Origin of the sequence: Streptomyces sp. NPDC102274, from assembly GCF_044766385.1 — a bacterium.
Classification (GTDB): Bacteria; Actinomycetota; Actinomycetes; order Streptomycetales; family Streptomycetaceae; genus Streptomyces.
The window spans coordinates 96,409-110,236 of sequence record NZ_JBIWLW010000007.1; the positions used below are offsets into that span (position 1 = coordinate 96,409).

Below are 13,828 nucleotides of genomic sequence, written 5' to 3' on the forward strand. Positions count from 1 at the left end.
GTGAATCGCGTGCGCCGGGGAGGACAAGCATCAAGTGATCAGGAATCGACGGGCGAGAACACTGTCCGCGGTGATCGTGGCTCTGGCCGCGACCGCCGCCACGGCCTCAGCTTTCACCACGGCACAGGCCCAGGACAACCCCGCGTCCGGCTCCGCGGACATCGAGCGCCGTGACCCGGCGCCCCAGAAGGGCCATGTCGAACACGACTTGGACGGCCCGTTCAGCAAGCAGCAGGCGCAGCAGCGCGAGGCGGCGCTCCAGCAGGTCATCGCCGGTGACGCCACCGTGCAGAAGCGCGACGGCTCCCAGGTGGTCAAGCTCGGCGACAAGAAGTACGTCGAGCTGGGCCGGGAGAAGACCGACAAGATCTTCACCATCCTCGTGGAGTTCGGCGACAAGGTCGACGACACCACGATGTACGACCCGGACGGCGCCGACGGACCGCAGCCGCCCGTCAAGAGGTACGGCGGCGAGCCCGGCCCCCAGCACAACGAGATAGCCGAGCCCGACCGCAAGGTCGACAACTCCACCGCCTGGCAGGCCGATTACAACCAGGCGCACTTCCAGGACCTCTACTTCGGTGAGGGCAAGGACGCGAGCGGCAAGCAGAAGGAGTCGCTCAAGACCTACTACGAGAAGACCTCCTCCGGCCGTTACTCGGTCGAGGGCGAGGTCTCCGACTGGGTCAAGGTCGAGTACAACGAGGCCCGTTACGGCTCGAACTACTGCGGCAGCACCAACTGCTCCAACGTCTGGGACGCGGTGCGCGACGGTGTCACCGCCTGGACCGCGGACCAGAAGGCGCAGGGCAAGTCGGACGCCGAGATCAAGGCGGACCTCGCCCAGTACGACCAGTGGGACCGCTACGACTTCGACAACGACGGCGACTTCAACGAGCCCGACGGCTACATCGACCACTTCCAGATCGTGCACGCGGGCGAGGACGAGTCGGCCGGCGGCGGCGCCGAGGGCGAGAACGCCCTGTGGGCGCACCGCTGGTACGCGTACGGCACGAACGCGGGCAGCACGGGCCCGGTCGGCAACAAGTCCGGCGGCACGCAGGTCGGCGACACCGGGATCTGGGTCGGTGACTACACGATGCAGCCGGAGAACGGCGGCCTCGGCGTCTTCGCCCACGAGTACGGCCACGACCTGGGCCTGCCCGACCTGTACGACACCGCGGGCGGCGAGAACTCCACCGCCTTCTGGTCCCTGATGTCGTCGGGTTCCTGGCTGGGCACCGGCAAGGACGCGATCGGCGACCTGCCGGGCGACATGACAGCCTGGGACAAGCTCCAGCTCGGCTGGCTCAACTACACCAAGGGCAAGGCCGCGACGAACTCCACCCACAAGCTGGGCGTCTCGGAGTACAACACCAAGAACCCGCAGGCGCTCATCGTCGACCTGCCCAAGAAGTCCACGACCACCAGCGTGGTGAAGCCCACCGAGGGCACCAAGCAGTGGTGGAGCGACATGGGTGACGACCTCAAGAACACCCTCACCCGTTCGGTCGATCTGACCGGCAAGTCCACGGCGTCGCTGGAGCTCCAGGGCTGGTGGGACATCGAGGCCGACTACGACTACCTCTACGCCGAGGTGTCGACGGACGGCGGCGCCAACTACACGCCGGTCGACGGCACGGCCGACGGCAAGGCGATCCCCCGTGACGCCGCCGACAAGCCGACGCTGACCGGTGTCTCGGGCGCGTACAAGAAGCTCGTCTACTCGCTGGACGCCTACGCGGGCAAGAAGATCGACCTCCGCTTCCGCTACCAGACGGACGGCGGCGCGGGCGGCAAGGGCTTCACCGCGGACGAGATCAGCCTGGTCGCCGACGGCGCGCCCGTGTTCGCGGACAACGCCGAGGGCGACGACGCGGGCTGGACCGCGAAGGGCTTCTCGCGCATCGGTGAGTCCTTCACCCAGGACTACGACCAGTACTACATCGCCGAGAACCGTCAGTACGTCTCGTACGACAAGACCCTCAAGGTCGGCCCGTACAACTTCGGCTTCACCGCGCCGAACGACGGCAAGGTCGAGCACTTCCCCTACCAGCCCGGTCTGCTGATCTGGCAGTGGGACACCTCGCAGAAGAACAACAACACCAGCGAGCACCCGGGCCAGGGTCTGATCCTGCCGATCGACGCGCACGCCAAGCCGCTGAAGTGGGCGGATGGCACGCTGATGCGCAACAGGATCCAGGCGTACGACTCGGCGTTCAGCTGGTGGCCGGCGTCCGGTCTGTCGCTGCACAACGCGGACAAGCTGACGCGGATCGCTCCGCAGCTCGGTGTCCCGGTCTTCGACGACCGGAAGGGCACCTACTGGAGCGAGCAGAACAAGGGCGGAAGCGTCCTGGTAACTGACACGAACACCAGGATCAGCATCGTCAGCCAGCCCCTGGACGGGCAGACGATGACGGTCAAGGTGGGTCCCTCGGGTAGGTAACCCCAAGTAACCGCAGGTCAAATGCGTGATCGGCCGTCGCCCTCTAGCGGGCGGCGGCCGTTCGTGTTTAGGTGCGTCCTACGATCTCTTATTGACACGATGTCTCGCGGGGGAGATGAAGGACATGGCAGGCGGAGGCTTCAGCAAGCTCCCGAACGGCACGGTGGTGGTGGCACTGACCCTGCCCAGCCCGGCGGCCGAGGGCGGCACGGTACGCGTTCTGGTGCACGCCGCGAACCGCGCCCGCGCCCTGACCAGGCTGCGGAACCTGGGGCTGCGGGCGGTCTATCTGCGGGGCAATGCGGAGCCCCCGACACCGGACGAGATCACGGCGGTGCTCCATCACCCGGACGGCCTGCTGTGGCGGACCACACCGGAGTGCCTGGACCAGCTCTGGCAGCCGATACGAGCGCTGCTGAGACCCCCGGCGAGGGTGGGGTGGTCGACGGGTACCGGAAGGGCCTGAGGAGGGCCCGAGGGGCTCCTGAGGGGCCGCCTGGGAGGGTCTGGGGAGTGTCTGAGGGGCCCCTGAGGCGGCCTGCGGGCCGACCCGAGACCGTTCGGGCGTTCGCCCCTCAGGCGACGTGGACGACCGGCTTGCCGGTCAGCTCCGCGCCCGCCTCGCCCAGCTCCTCCATCGCCCGCTCCGTGGTCTCCGGGGCCACGCCGGCGGTCAGGTCGAGCAGTACGCGCGTGACGAAGCCCTCACGGACCGCGTCCAGCGCCGTGGCCCGTACGCAGTGGTCCATGGCGATACCGACCACATCGACCTCGGCGACCGCGCGCGACCGCAGCCAGTCCACCAGCCGGACGCCGTTCTCGTCGGCGCCCTCGAAGCCGCTGTAGGCCGCCGAGTACGCGCCCTTGTCGAAGACCGCGTCGATCGCGCCGGAGGCCACGGCCGGGGCGAAATTCGGGTGGAAACCCACGCCCTCCGTGCCCGCCACGCAGTGCACCGGCCAGCTGCGGACGAAGTCGGGGACGGCCGGGGGCGTCGCGAAGTGATCACCGGGGTCGATGTGGTGATCACGGGTGGCGACCACATACCGGTACCCGGGGGTCGCGCGGCCGATCAGATCGGTGACGGCGGCGGCCACCTCGGAGCCCCCCGCCACCGGGACGCTGCCGCCCTCACAGAAATCGTTCTGCACGTCTACGACGATCAATGCGCGGTGCATGGCGGTCATCCTTCGATGGGGGAGCGGGTGGTGCCGGGGGCGGGGGACGGGGGCTGTTCGGGCACGTTTTCGAGCCTAGAGACTCCGCTCCCGTCGCGGGAGGGGTAGGCGTGTCCGGGCGTGTCCGCGCAGTCCTGTCCTCCCACCGCTACCACCGCCCCCTCCGTCTCACACGTACCGGGTCCTCCACCTGCCCGCTCTCACACGTACTTGCTCACACGTACGCGCTCACACGTACTCGGTCGGGATCACGGGCTCGCCCCGCGACAGCTGCATCGCCGACATCGGCAGCCCCGCACGCGCCGCGACATGCCGGTCGCGCACGGCGTCCAGCGACTCGCGCGCGACGATCTCGCCGCCCTTGACCAGCTCCACCAGCAGTTGCCGGTCCAGCAGCTCCGGTGGTACCCGGCCCGTGCCGATGACCTCGGCCTCGGCGTACCCCTCGGCGTCCCGCCGCCGCGCGGCCCACTTGCGGCCGCCGATGGAGGTCTTGCCGCCCAGCGACTTCTTCGCCACGGGGCGCAGCGGGGCCTTCGGGTCGGCGGAGGTCGCGCGCGCGACGATCTTGTAGACCATGGAGCAGGTCGGATGCCCGCTGCCGGTGACCAGCTGGGTGCCGACGCCGTACGCGTCGACCGGCGCCGCCGCCAGCGAGGCGATCGCGTACTCGTCCAGGTCCGAGGTCACCACGATCTTGGTGTTCACCGCGCCCAGCTCGTCCAGCTGCTGCCGTACCCGGTGCGCGACCAGCAGCAGATCGCCGGAGTCGATCCGGACGGCGCCCAGCTCGGGCCCCGCGATCTCCACGGCCGTCCGCACGGCCTCGGCGACATCGAATGTGTCGACGAGAAGCGTCGTTCCCCGGCCGAGCGAGTCGATCTGCGCCCGGAAGGCGTCACGTTCGCTGTCGTGCAACAGGGTGAACGCGTGCGCGCTGGTGCCCACCGTGGGAATGCCGTAGCGGAACCCGGCCGCCAGGTCCGAGGTGGTGTCGAAGCCGCCGACGTACGCGGCGCGCGCGGCGGCGACCGCGGCCAGCTCGTGCGTACGGCGCGCGCCCATCTCGATCAGTCCGCGCCCGTTCGCCGCCGCCGCCATCCGGGAGGCCGCCGCCGCGATGGCCGAGTCGTGGTTGAGGATCGACAGGATCACGGTCTCCAGCAGCACGCACTCGGCGAAGGAGCCCTCGACCCGCAGGATCGGCGAGCCCGGGAAGTACACCTCGCCCTCCGGATAGCCCCAGATGTCCCCCCTGAAGCGGTACGAGGCCAGCCAATCGAGCGTCGACTCGTCCACGATCCCCTGCTCCCGGAGGAAGCCCAGGACATCCGTGTCGAACCGGAAGTTCTCCACGGCGTCCAGGACGCGTCCGGTGCCGGCCACGACCCCGTACCGGCGCCCCGCGGGCAGCCGCCGGGTGAAGACCTCGAAGACCGAGCGCCGGTCGGCCGTGCCGGCCCGGAGCGCTGCCCGGAGCATCGTCAGCTCGTACTGATCGGTGAAGAGCGCGGTCGACGGAACGCCCACCCGTCGGCCGCCGCCACCGTTGTCAGGATGCGCTTCGCGCGCTTCCTCTTCTGGCAGCCCAAGGTCCGCATTGTTCATATGACGATGCTACCCAATACTCGTCACCTTGACGATTTCTCGTGGCCGTTTGTGCGACACGCCACGACGGGTGGCAGCATGGTTCCTGTGAGGCTGTGAATTCCGGCACGCCCCCGCAGAGAAGAAGGTCGTCCCGAACCGTGAGTGTTGCCCCGACTGAGATCGAACGCCCCGAATCGGCCGAGGAGACTTTCGCCGTCCCCGAACCCGATGTGCCGTGGGTGACGATCGTGCACAACGACCCGGTCAACCTGATGAGTTATGTGGCGTACGTCTTCCAGACCTATTTCGGCTATCCGAAGGACAAGGCGCACAAGCTGATGCTCGACGTCCACCACAAGGGCCGCGCGATCGTCTCCAGCGGCAGCCGCGAGGAGATGGAGCGCGACGTACAGGCGATGCACGGATTCGGGCTGTGGGCCACCCTCTCGCAGGACCGCGCCTGATGGCCGGGCAGTTCGAGGCGGTCCCGGGCGGCGGCGCGGCCGTCGCGCTCGACGAGGTCGAGATCTCGATCCTGCGCTCGCTCGCGGTGCAGCTGCTGGAGCTGATAGGGCCGGGTGACGAGCCGGCCCAGGGCGAGGACCCGCTCGCCTCGCTCTTCAGCGAGGGCCCCAGCGAGCCGCCCGCCGACCCGGCGCTGGCGCGGCTCTTCCCGGACGCGTACGGCGATGACGACGACGAACTCCGTGAATTCTCCTCGGAGTTCAGACGGTTCACGGAAAACGATCTGCGTGGCCGCAAGCGCGAGGACGGCATGGCGCTCGTCCGCACGCTGGACGCGCTCGCCGTGGAGGGCGGGGGCGCCGCCGTACTCAAGCTGACCTCCGACGACTGCCGGCACTGGCTCGGCGCGCTCAACGATCTGCGGCTGACCATCGGCACGCGCCTGGAAGTCGCTGACGAGGACGAGGGCGGCGAGCTCTACCGGCTGCCCGACTCCGATCCGCGCAAGCCGATGGTGATGGCCTATCTCTGGCTCGGCGCGCTCCAGGAATCGCTCGTCGAGACGCTCATGCCTTGACTCCCGCATGTCATATGCCCGTTGCCGGTGAGCCCCCTTCCGTACGCTCAGGTGACGCTCAATTCGGCATAACGATCGCGTCAACGCTCCGGCGACCTTTGCGGGTCGCGGTGCGATTTGTCCCCTTCTCGCTGTGGTCTGCGCCACAGCTTGCTTCGCCGAGCGCCCGGTTCACCGTGATAGATCTGCACGACCCCCCGGGGACGCCACCCTTGTCCCCGGGGGCGCTTCGGCCGGCCGACCGCCGGCGGCACTCCATCCATATCCGGGGGGATCGGGAACTGGTCCGCGGCCGAGCACGGCGCGGATCTGCATGGAGAAAGGGCGCACGACCATGACCTCTGCGCAGGTCGACAAGGAGTACGGCGGCGACGGGACCGTCGGAGGACCGACCGGCGGCAGCGCCTCGGAGGAGGGCTACGAGCGCGGACTCGGCAGCCGTCAGGTCCAGATGATCGCCATCGGCGGCGCCATCGGCGTCGGGCTCTTCATGGGCGCCGGAGCGAATATCGCCAAGGCCGGACCCAGCATCATCCTCATGTACGCCCTCGCCGGCGTCGTGATCTTCTTCATCATGCGGGCGCTCGGTGAGCTGCTCCTCTACCGGCCGGTCTCGGGCTCCTTCGCGGAGTACGCCAGAGAGTTCCTCGGCCCGTTCTTCGGCTTCGCCACCGGCTGGACGTACTGGCTGATGTGGGTCGTCACCGGGATGGCGGAACTGACCGCCGCGGCCATCTACATCCACTTCTGGTTCCCCCAGATCCCCCAGTGGGTCAGTGCCCTGGTCTTCCTGGTGGTGCTCTTCGGCGTCAACCTGATCTCGGTGAAGATCTTCGGCGAGGTCGAGTTCTGGTTCTCGATGATCAAGGTCACCGCGATCATCGGAATGATCGTCATCGGTCTCGGCGTGCTCACCCTCGGCTTCTCCGACGCCGGTGACACCGCCGCCGCCTCCAACCTCTGGGCGCACGACGGGATCTTCCCCAACGGCATCGGCTCCAGCCTGATGACCCTCCAGGGCGTCATGTTCGCCTATCTCGCCGTCGAGCTGGTCGGCGTGACCGCGGGCGAGTCCGAGAACCCCGAGAAGACCCTCCCCAAGGCGATCAACACGCTGCCCTGGCGCATCATCGTCTTCTACGTGGGCGCGCTGTCCGTCATCCTCGCGGTCGTCAAGTGGACCGAGTTCTCGGCGGGCGCCAGCCCCTTTGTCCACGCCTTCGAGAAGATGGGCATCCCGCTCGCGGCCGGCATCGTCAACTTCGTGGTGCTGACCGCCGCGCTCTCCTCCTGCAACTCGGGCATGTACTCCACCGGGCGGATGCTGCGTGACCTCGCCGCCAACAGCGAGGCGCCGAAGCTCTTCGGCAGGCTCAACTCCCGCAAGACACCGGCGTTCGGCATCACCGTCTCCGTCGCCCTCATGGGCATCGGCGTGGTCCTCAACTACATCGTCCCGGAGAAGGCCTTCGGCTATGTGACGTCCGTGGCCACCGCCGCCGGTGTCTGGACCTGGATGATGATCCTGATCAGCCATATCCGCTACCGCCGCGGGGTACGGGCGGGCCTGCTGCCCGCCTCGTCGTTCCCCGCCCCGGGCGGTTCGGTGTGCAGCTGGGTCGCCGTGGGCTTCCTGGCCCTCGTCACCTGTCTGATCGCGTACGACAAGGACGCGCGGGTCTCCCTCTACGTGGGGGCGGTCTGGGCGGTCTGTCTCCTCGTCGGCTGGCAGTACCTCAAGCGCCGCACCCCGCGGACCGAGGCGGGCGCGGCCCCGGGCGACCCCACCCCGGAGTACGCCTCCGCGGAGTAACGCGGCCGAGACCCTGACGGCCCCCGGAACCGGGAAACTCCCTCCCGGATCCGGGGGCCGCACTCGTCCCTTTATATTTTCTCCATGCTCACCATTACCCAGGCCCTGCACGACAAGATCGTCGAGCACGCGCGCGCCGACCATCCCGACGAGGCGTGCGGCGTGGTCGCGGGCCCCGCCGGGACCGGCCGGGCCGAGCGGTTCATCCCCATGCTCAACGCCGCCCGCTCGCCCACCTTCTACGAGTTCGACTCGGCGGATCTGCTCACGCTCTACCGGGAGATGGACGACCGCGACGAAGAGCCGGTGATCATCTACCACTCGCACACCGCGACCGAGGCGTATCCGTCCCGTACGGACATCACATACGCCAACGAGCCGGGCGCCCACTACGTCCTCGTCTCCACCGCCGATCACGACGACGCGGGCCCCTTCCAGTTCCGCTCGTACCGCATCGTCGAGGGCGAGGTCACGGAAGAGGACGTCGAGATCGTCTGAGGCGCCCGTCGCGGCGCTGGCAAGATCTGACAAACTGAGCGCCGAACCGAGGCGGCGGGGATCAGGAAGCCGGTGTGAATCCGGCGCGGTCCCGCCACTGTGACCAGGCCCAGAGCTTGGCAGCCAGGAACTGACCTGCCGCCCTTCTCCCACCAGCCAGGGGACGCGGAAATCCCCCGGAGGAGGCCCTGTCGTGTCTGTGCCGTCCCGGCGCCGCCGTGCGCTCACGTCCGCCGTCATATCCGCCCTGCTGCTCCCGCTCACCGCCTGCGGCGGCTCCACCTCCACCTCCACGGACGCGAAGGACGGCGCGCGGGCCGCGACCGCCGCTCCCGGCTTCCCGTACACCGTCACCAACTGCGGGGTGAAAACCACCTATCAGGCGCCGCCGGAGCGGGTCGTCACCATGAACCAGCACGTCACCGAAGTGATGCTGGCGCTCGGCCTGGAGAAGTCCCTCGTCGGCACGGCCTGGCTGGACGACCGGATCCTCTCCGCCTACGAGAAGGCGTACAAGAGCGTCCCGGTGCTCGCCAAGGAGTACCCCTCCAAGGAGCGGCTGCTCGCCGCCGACCCCGACTTCGTCTACGGCGGCTACGCCAGCGCCTTCGCCGCCAAGGACGGTCGCGGCCGCGACGAGCTCCGGTCCGCCGGCATCAACACCCGGCTCAACCTGGAGAACTGCCCCAAGGACAGGACGACCCTCGACGACGTCTACCGGGAGGTCCGTGAAACGGGCCGCACCTTCGGCGTCCCCGACCGCGCCGAGAAGTGGATCGCCGCCGCCCGCACCACCGTCACGGACACCGCCGCCCTGCTCAAAGGCGTCGAGCCGCTCTCCGTCTTCGTCTACGACAGCGGCGACAAGACCGCCTTCACCGCCGGCGGCAAGGGCATCGGCAACGAACTGATCACCCGCGCCGGCGGCCGCAATGTCTTCGCCGACCTCGGCAAGTCCTTCGGCGACGCCACCTGGGAACAGGTCGTCGCCCGCAAGCCCGACGTCATCGTCGTCTACGACTACGGCTCCACCACCGTCGCCCAGAAGAAGAAGCGGCTGCTGGAGGACCCCGTGCTCAAGGACGTACCGGCCGTCAGGAACAAGCGGTTCGCCGTCATGCCGCTCTCGGACGTGGTCCTCGGCGTACGCGCGCCCGACGCCATCGAACGGCTCGCCGCGCAGCTCCACCCCGAGACCGTCAAGTAAGCCATGACCCGGACCACCCCGCCCGGCCACGGGCGGCTCCGCTACCCCCTGGTGCTCGGCTGCCTCGCCGCCGCACTCGCCACCGCCGTCGTCGCGGGCCTCGCCCTCGGCTCCGTACGTATTCCGCCCGGCCAGGTGATCACCATCCTCACCGGCGGCGCCGACCCCAGCCCCTTCCGCACCATCGTGCTCGACGTACGGCTGCCCCGCGTGCTGCTCGGCGTGGTCGTCGGCGCCGGGCTCGCCGTCGTCGGCACCGTCCTCCAGGCGCTCGTACGCAACCGGCTCGCCGACCCCTTCCTCCTCGGCATCTCCTCCGGAGCGTCCGCCGGCGCCGTGCTGGTCATGGTCCTCGGCATCGGCGGCGGGATCACCACCACCGTCGCCATGCCCGCCGCGGCCTTCGCCGGCTCGCTCCTCGCCCTGGCGCTGGTGTACGGGCTGGCCCGCCGCCGGTCCACGATGACCGGCGGCCGGCTCGTCCTCGCCGGGGTCGCCGTCTCGTACATCCTCTCCGCGCTCACCACCCTCGTCCTGATCGTCTCCGCACGCCCCGAGCACTTCCAGGAAGCCGTCTACTGGACCTTCGGCGGCCTCGGCAGCGCCCGCTGGTCCACCCTGTTCTTGCCCGCGGTCGTCCTCACCCTCGGCACCGCGCTGCTCATGGCCCTGGCCCGGCCGCTCGACCTGCTGCTGGCGGGCGAGGAGGGCGCGACCGTACTCGGCCTGGACACCTCGCGCTTCCGCGCCGCGGTCTTCGTCCTCGCCTCCCTGGTCACCGGCGTGATGGTGGCCGCCAGCGGCGCCGTCGGCTTCATCGGACTGCTCGTCCCGCACGCCGCCAGAATGGCCGTCGGCGCCGGCCACCGCGCCCTGCTGCCGGTCGCGGCGCTGGGCGGAGCCGTCCTCCTGGTCTTCGCCGACCTCGCGGCCCGTACCGTCGCCGCGCCCCAGGACGTGCCCGTCGGCGTACTCACCGCGCTCACCGGCGGCCCCGCCCTCCTGTGGCTGATGCGCCGCCGCCCCGAAGGAGCCCCCGTATGACGGCGACACTCCGGCTCGAAGGACTCTCCTACGCCGCCGACGGCCGCCGGCTCGTCGACGGCGCCGACCTGACCGCGGCCCCCGGCGAGACCGTCGGACTCGTCGGCCCCAACGGCAGCGGCAAGACCACCCTCCTGCGCTGCGTCTACGGAACGCTCCGCCCCAGCCACGGACGGGCCCTGCTCGACGGCGACGACCTGCTCACCATGACCCCCAAGGCCAGGGCGCGCCGCGTCGCCACCGTCCCGCAGGACGGACAACTGGACTTCGAACTGACCGTCCGCGAGGTCGTCGCGATGGGCCGCTCCCCGCACAAACGCTTCTGGGAGGCCGACACCGCCGCCGACGCCGCCCTCGCGGACGCCGCACTCGGCCGCGTCGGGATCGCCGGCCTCGCGGACCGCGCCTTTCCCTCCCTCTCCGGCGGCGAACGCCAGCGCGCCCTGGTCGCCCGCGCCCTGGTCCAGCGGCCCGCCCTGCTCGTACTCGACGAGCCGACCAACCACCTCGACATCCGCTACCAGCTCGAAATCCTCACCCTGATCAGAGAGTCCGGCACCACCAACCTGCTCGCCCTGCACGATCTGAACCTCGCCGCGTACTACTGCGACCGCGTCTACGTCCTCCAGGAAGGCCGGATCGTCGCCTCCGGCACCCCGCACGAGGTTTTCACCACCGAGCTGCTCGCCATCGTCTACGGGGTGACCGCCGAGGTCAGCACGCACCCCGCCACCGGCGCGCCCACCGTCGTCTATCTCCCGCCGTCCGCCTGACGGATATGGGCCGTCCGGGATACGAGATCACATGCGGGACCGCCAACCGGGAATCGATACGATGACCGCATGGTTTTCCAGGGCGTGAGCGACAAGACGCCGAGCACCCCGCTGCTCGTGGCGCGGCTGCACGTCGATCTGTGCCGCCTCGCCAGTGCCATCTGTCCCAGCGCCGCCGGCTGAGCGACGGCCCCGAGCGCGGTTCGCCGCGATCCGGCTGTCCCCACCACGTATCCCCTCGCGCGGGGGCCCGAGCCGCGCGCCCGTCACGCCCTCTCCCGATCAGGAGTCCATGCCATGGCCATCGAGGTCCGCATCCCGACCATCCTCCGCACCTACACCGACGGCGCCAAGGCCGTCGAGGGCAGCGGCGACACGCTCTCCGAGCTCTTCGCCGACCTCGAAACCCGGCACGCCGGTATCCGGGAGCGGCTCCTCGACCCGGCCAAGGACAACCAGCTCCGCCGCTTCGTCAACGTCTACCTCAACGACGAGGACGTCCGCTTCCTCGACGGCGTCTCCACCAAGCTCGCCGACGGCGACAGCGTCACCATCCTCCCGGCCGTGGCCGGTGGCGCGCTCGACAGGTACGCGGCCTGATGCGGTACGACTCCCCGCTGGCGGCGGTCGGCAACACGCCCCTGGTCCGGCTCCCACGGCTCTCGCCGTCGGACGAGGTCCGGATCTGGGCCAAGCTGGAGGACCGCAACCCGACCGGCTCGATCAAGGACCGGCCCGCCCTGCACATGGTCGAACAGGCCGAGAAGGACGGACGGCTCACCCCGGGCTGCACCATCCTGGAGCCCACCAGCGGCAACACCGGCATCTCGCTGGCCATGGCGGCCAGGCTCAAGGGCTACCGCATCGTCTGCGTGATGCCGGAGAACACCTCCCAGGAGCGGCGCGACCTGCTCGCCATGTGGGGAGCGGAGATCGTCTCGTCCCCCGCGGCGGGCGGCTCCAACACGGCCGTACGGGTCGCCAAGGAGCTGGCGGCCGAGAACCCGTCCTGGGTGATGCTCTACCAGTACGGCAACCCGGACAACGCGGGCGCCCACTACGCCACCACCGGCCCGGAGATCCTGGCCGACCTGCCCTCCATCACGCACTTCGTGGCGGGCCTGGGAACGACGGGCACGCTGATGGGCGTGGGGCGCTATCTGCGCGAGAACGTCGAGAGCATCCAGATCGTCGCCGCGGAGCCGCGCTACGACGACCTGGTCTACGGCCTGCGCAACCTGGACGAGGGCTTCGTCCCGGAGCTGTACGACGCGTCCGTCCTCACGACCCGATTCTCCGTCAGCTCCGCCGACGCGGTCACGCGCACCCGTGAACTGCTCCAGCAGGAAGGTATCTTCGCGGGCGTCTCGACGGGCGCGGCGCTGCACGCGGCGATCGGTGTCGGCCGGAAGGCGCTGAAGGCGGGCGAGAGCGCGGACATCGTCTTCGTGGTCGCGGACGGGGGCTGGAAGTACCTGTCGACGGGCGTCTACACGGCGACGACGACGGAAGAGGCGATCGAAACGCTGCGCGGCCAGCTCTGGGCGTAGCGTCTCCCGGCGGGGGGTCGTGGTTCGGGGTGCGTTTCGGCTGGGGCCTGTTGCCGGGTGCGGGTTGTCGCCGGGTGTCGCTCCGGGGCTCGCGCCCTGGACGGCATGCTGGGCTTTTCCGGGGGACACCCCCGGACCCTCGTACGGCGCGCAGCTGCCCACAGTCGGGGCACGGGAGGTCGTGCGCCACACATCATGCTTTAGTGTCCCGGACACGACCCCCCTGCGCGCCCCCCTTCACCGCCCGCTCAAGCGACGCGTTCGTGTGCGACGGCGGGTGGGGGACGCGGCGGCATCTTCCCGTATCGAGCCCGATCGCTCCGCCAGGACGGGCGAGTGGCCAGGTTCTGGCCGCACCGGCCCACTCACCCCCACCGAGATGGCGAGTAGCGGGGCCCACCGGGCCGCACCCACCCCCAATTCCCCAGCCGGGCGGTGGGGGCAGGCGACCGCCGGGGGGAGGGGGTCGGGGTCGCAGGAGGTGCGTGTCAGGACGTAAAGCGTCGCAGCTCGCGCGAAGCGCGGTGAGGATAGCAGTCCGGACACGCACCTCCGGAGGCCCCGGGCCCCGGCACCCCGCACCCCGCACCGCACCCCGCACCGCACCCCGCACCGCACCCCGCACCGCACCCCGCACCGCACCCCGCACCGCACCCCGCACCGCACCCCGCACCGCACCCCGCA

Annotated in this window: 14 protein-coding genes and 1 riboswitch; of the genes, 12 read left to right on the plus strand and 2 right to left on the minus strand. The window is 69.9% G+C overall.

Annotated features, from left to right (window positions below; translation table 11 throughout):
• Nucleotides 1–34: 34 nt before the first annotated feature.
• The gene (locus tag ACIRQP_RS12190) at nt 35–2,449 is read left to right on the plus strand and encodes an immune inhibitor A domain-containing protein (protein WP_403887383.1); all 2,415 of its coding nucleotides are present in this window, start codon (nt 35–37) and stop codon (nt 2,447–2,449) included.
• Between the two features lie 124 nt (nt 2,450–2,573).
• Nucleotides 2,574–2,915, plus strand: coding sequence for a hypothetical protein (locus ACIRQP_RS12195; RefSeq protein WP_403887386.1), 342 nt, complete (start codon nt 2,574–2,576; stop codon nt 2,913–2,915).
• 109 nt (nt 2,916–3,024) lie between these two features.
• Here ACIRQP_RS12195 and ACIRQP_RS12200 read toward each other — a convergent pair whose 3' ends face one another.
• Nucleotides 3,025–3,627 carry an isochorismatase family protein gene (locus ACIRQP_RS12200; RefSeq protein ID WP_403887389.1) on the minus strand — a complete coding sequence of 201 codons (603 nt, stop codon included), beginning with the start codon at nt 3,625–3,627 and terminating at the stop codon, nt 3,025–3,027.
• A gap of 228 nt (nt 3,628–3,855) precedes the next feature.
• Complete coding sequence (locus tag ACIRQP_RS12205; RefSeq protein WP_403887392.1) at nt 3,856–5,235, minus strand: nicotinate phosphoribosyltransferase; 1,380 nt, start codon at nt 5,233–5,235, stop codon at nt 3,856–3,858.
• Nucleotides 5,236–5,375: 140 nt separating this feature from the next.
• Here ACIRQP_RS12205 and clpS point away from each other — a divergent pair, with 140 nt between their 5' ends.
• The 10 genes from clpS to ACIRQP_RS12255 all read left to right on the plus strand — a co-directional run bounded on the left by clpS (nt 5,376) and on the right by ACIRQP_RS12255 (nt 13,144).
• On the plus strand, nt 5,376–5,681 hold the full coding sequence (clpS, locus tag ACIRQP_RS12210; RefSeq protein ID WP_030355090.1) for an ATP-dependent Clp protease adapter ClpS: 306 nt from the start codon (nt 5,376–5,378) through the stop codon (nt 5,679–5,681).
• Nucleotides 5,681–6,259 carry a DUF2017 domain-containing protein gene (locus ACIRQP_RS12215; RefSeq protein ID WP_403887395.1) on the plus strand — a complete coding sequence of 193 codons (579 nt, stop codon included), beginning with the start codon at nt 5,681–5,683 and terminating at the stop codon, nt 6,257–6,259. The genes clpS and ACIRQP_RS12215 overlap by 1 nt, the downstream gene beginning before the upstream one ends.
• Before the next feature lie 334 nt (nt 6,260–6,593).
• Entirely contained in the window at nt 6,594–8,072 is a 1,479-nt protein-coding gene (locus ACIRQP_RS12220) for an amino acid permease (RefSeq protein WP_403887398.1), read from the plus strand.
• Between the two features lie 84 nt (nt 8,073–8,156).
• The gene (locus ACIRQP_RS12225) at nt 8,157–8,570 is read left to right on the plus strand and encodes a Mov34/MPN/PAD-1 family protein (protein ID WP_403887401.1); all 414 of its coding nucleotides are present in this window, start codon (nt 8,157–8,159) and stop codon (nt 8,568–8,570) included.
• A gap of 18 nt (nt 8,571–8,588) precedes the next feature.
• Nucleotides 8,589–8,724: riboswitch (cobalamin riboswitch) on the plus strand.
• A 39-nt stretch (nt 8,725–8,763) separates the two neighbouring features.
• Nucleotides 8,764–9,777, plus strand: a complete 1,014-nt coding sequence (locus ACIRQP_RS12230) for an ABC transporter substrate-binding protein (protein WP_403887404.1) — start codon at nt 8,764–8,766, stop codon at nt 9,775–9,777.
• 3 nt (nt 9,778–9,780) lie between these two features.
• Complete coding sequence (locus ACIRQP_RS12235; RefSeq protein WP_403887407.1) at nt 9,781–10,821, plus strand: FecCD family ABC transporter permease; 1,041 nt, start codon at nt 9,781–9,783, stop codon at nt 10,819–10,821.
• Nucleotides 10,818–11,594 carry an ABC transporter ATP-binding protein gene (locus ACIRQP_RS12240; protein WP_403887410.1) on the plus strand — a complete coding sequence of 259 codons (777 nt, stop codon included), beginning with the start codon at nt 10,818–10,820 and terminating at the stop codon, nt 11,592–11,594. The genes ACIRQP_RS12235 and ACIRQP_RS12240 overlap by 4 nt, the downstream gene beginning before the upstream one ends.
• Before the next feature lie 69 nt (nt 11,595–11,663).
• A complete protein-coding gene (locus tag ACIRQP_RS12245; protein ID WP_403887413.1) occupies nt 11,664–11,777 on the plus strand; it encodes a putative leader peptide in 114 nt (37 codons plus the stop codon).
• A gap of 114 nt (nt 11,778–11,891) precedes the next feature.
• Nucleotides 11,892–12,194 carry a MoaD/ThiS family protein gene (locus ACIRQP_RS12250; RefSeq protein WP_403887416.1) on the plus strand — a complete coding sequence of 101 codons (303 nt, stop codon included), beginning with the start codon at nt 11,892–11,894 and terminating at the stop codon, nt 12,192–12,194.
• Nucleotides 12,194–13,144, plus strand: a complete 951-nt coding sequence (locus ACIRQP_RS12255) for a PLP-dependent cysteine synthase family protein (RefSeq protein WP_403887419.1) — start codon at nt 12,194–12,196, stop codon at nt 13,142–13,144. Before ACIRQP_RS12250 ends, ACIRQP_RS12255 begins: the two co-directional genes overlap by 1 nt.
• Nucleotides 13,145–13,828: the final 684 nt, after the last annotated feature.

Bases quoted from the DNA above. Each gene is read 5' to 3' on its own strand.
- ACIRQP_RS12195 (WP_403887386.1), top strand. From the start codon at position 2,574: ATGGCAGGCGGAGGCTTCAGCAAGCTCCCGAACGGCACGGTGGTGGTG.
- ACIRQP_RS12200 (WP_403887389.1), bottom strand. From the start codon at position 3,627: ATGCACCGCGCATTGATCGTCGTAGACGTGCAGAACGATTTCTGTGAG.
- ACIRQP_RS12205 (WP_403887392.1), bottom strand. From the start codon at position 5,235: ATGAACAATGCGGACCTTGGGCTGCCAGAAGAGGAAGCGCGCGAAGCG.
- ACIRQP_RS12215 (WP_403887395.1), top strand. From the start codon at position 5,681: ATGGCCGGGCAGTTCGAGGCGGTCCCGGGCGGCGGCGCGGCCGTCGCG.
- ACIRQP_RS12220 (WP_403887398.1), top strand. From the start codon at position 6,594: ATGACCTCTGCGCAGGTCGACAAGGAGTACGGCGGCGACGGGACCGTC.
- ACIRQP_RS12225 (WP_403887401.1), top strand. From the start codon at position 8,157: ATGCTCACCATTACCCAGGCCCTGCACGACAAGATCGTCGAGCACGCG.
- ACIRQP_RS12235 (WP_403887407.1), top strand. From the start codon at position 9,781: ATGACCCGGACCACCCCGCCCGGCCACGGGCGGCTCCGCTACCCCCTG.
- ACIRQP_RS12240 (WP_403887410.1), top strand. From the start codon at position 10,818: ATGACGGCGACACTCCGGCTCGAAGGACTCTCCTACGCCGCCGACGGC.
- ACIRQP_RS12245 (WP_403887413.1), top strand. From the start codon at position 11,664: ATGGTTTTCCAGGGCGTGAGCGACAAGACGCCGAGCACCCCGCTGCTC.
- ACIRQP_RS12250 (WP_403887416.1), top strand. From the start codon at position 11,892: ATGGCCATCGAGGTCCGCATCCCGACCATCCTCCGCACCTACACCGAC.
- ACIRQP_RS12255 (WP_403887419.1), top strand. From the start codon at position 12,194: ATGCGGTACGACTCCCCGCTGGCGGCGGTCGGCAACACGCCCCTGGTC.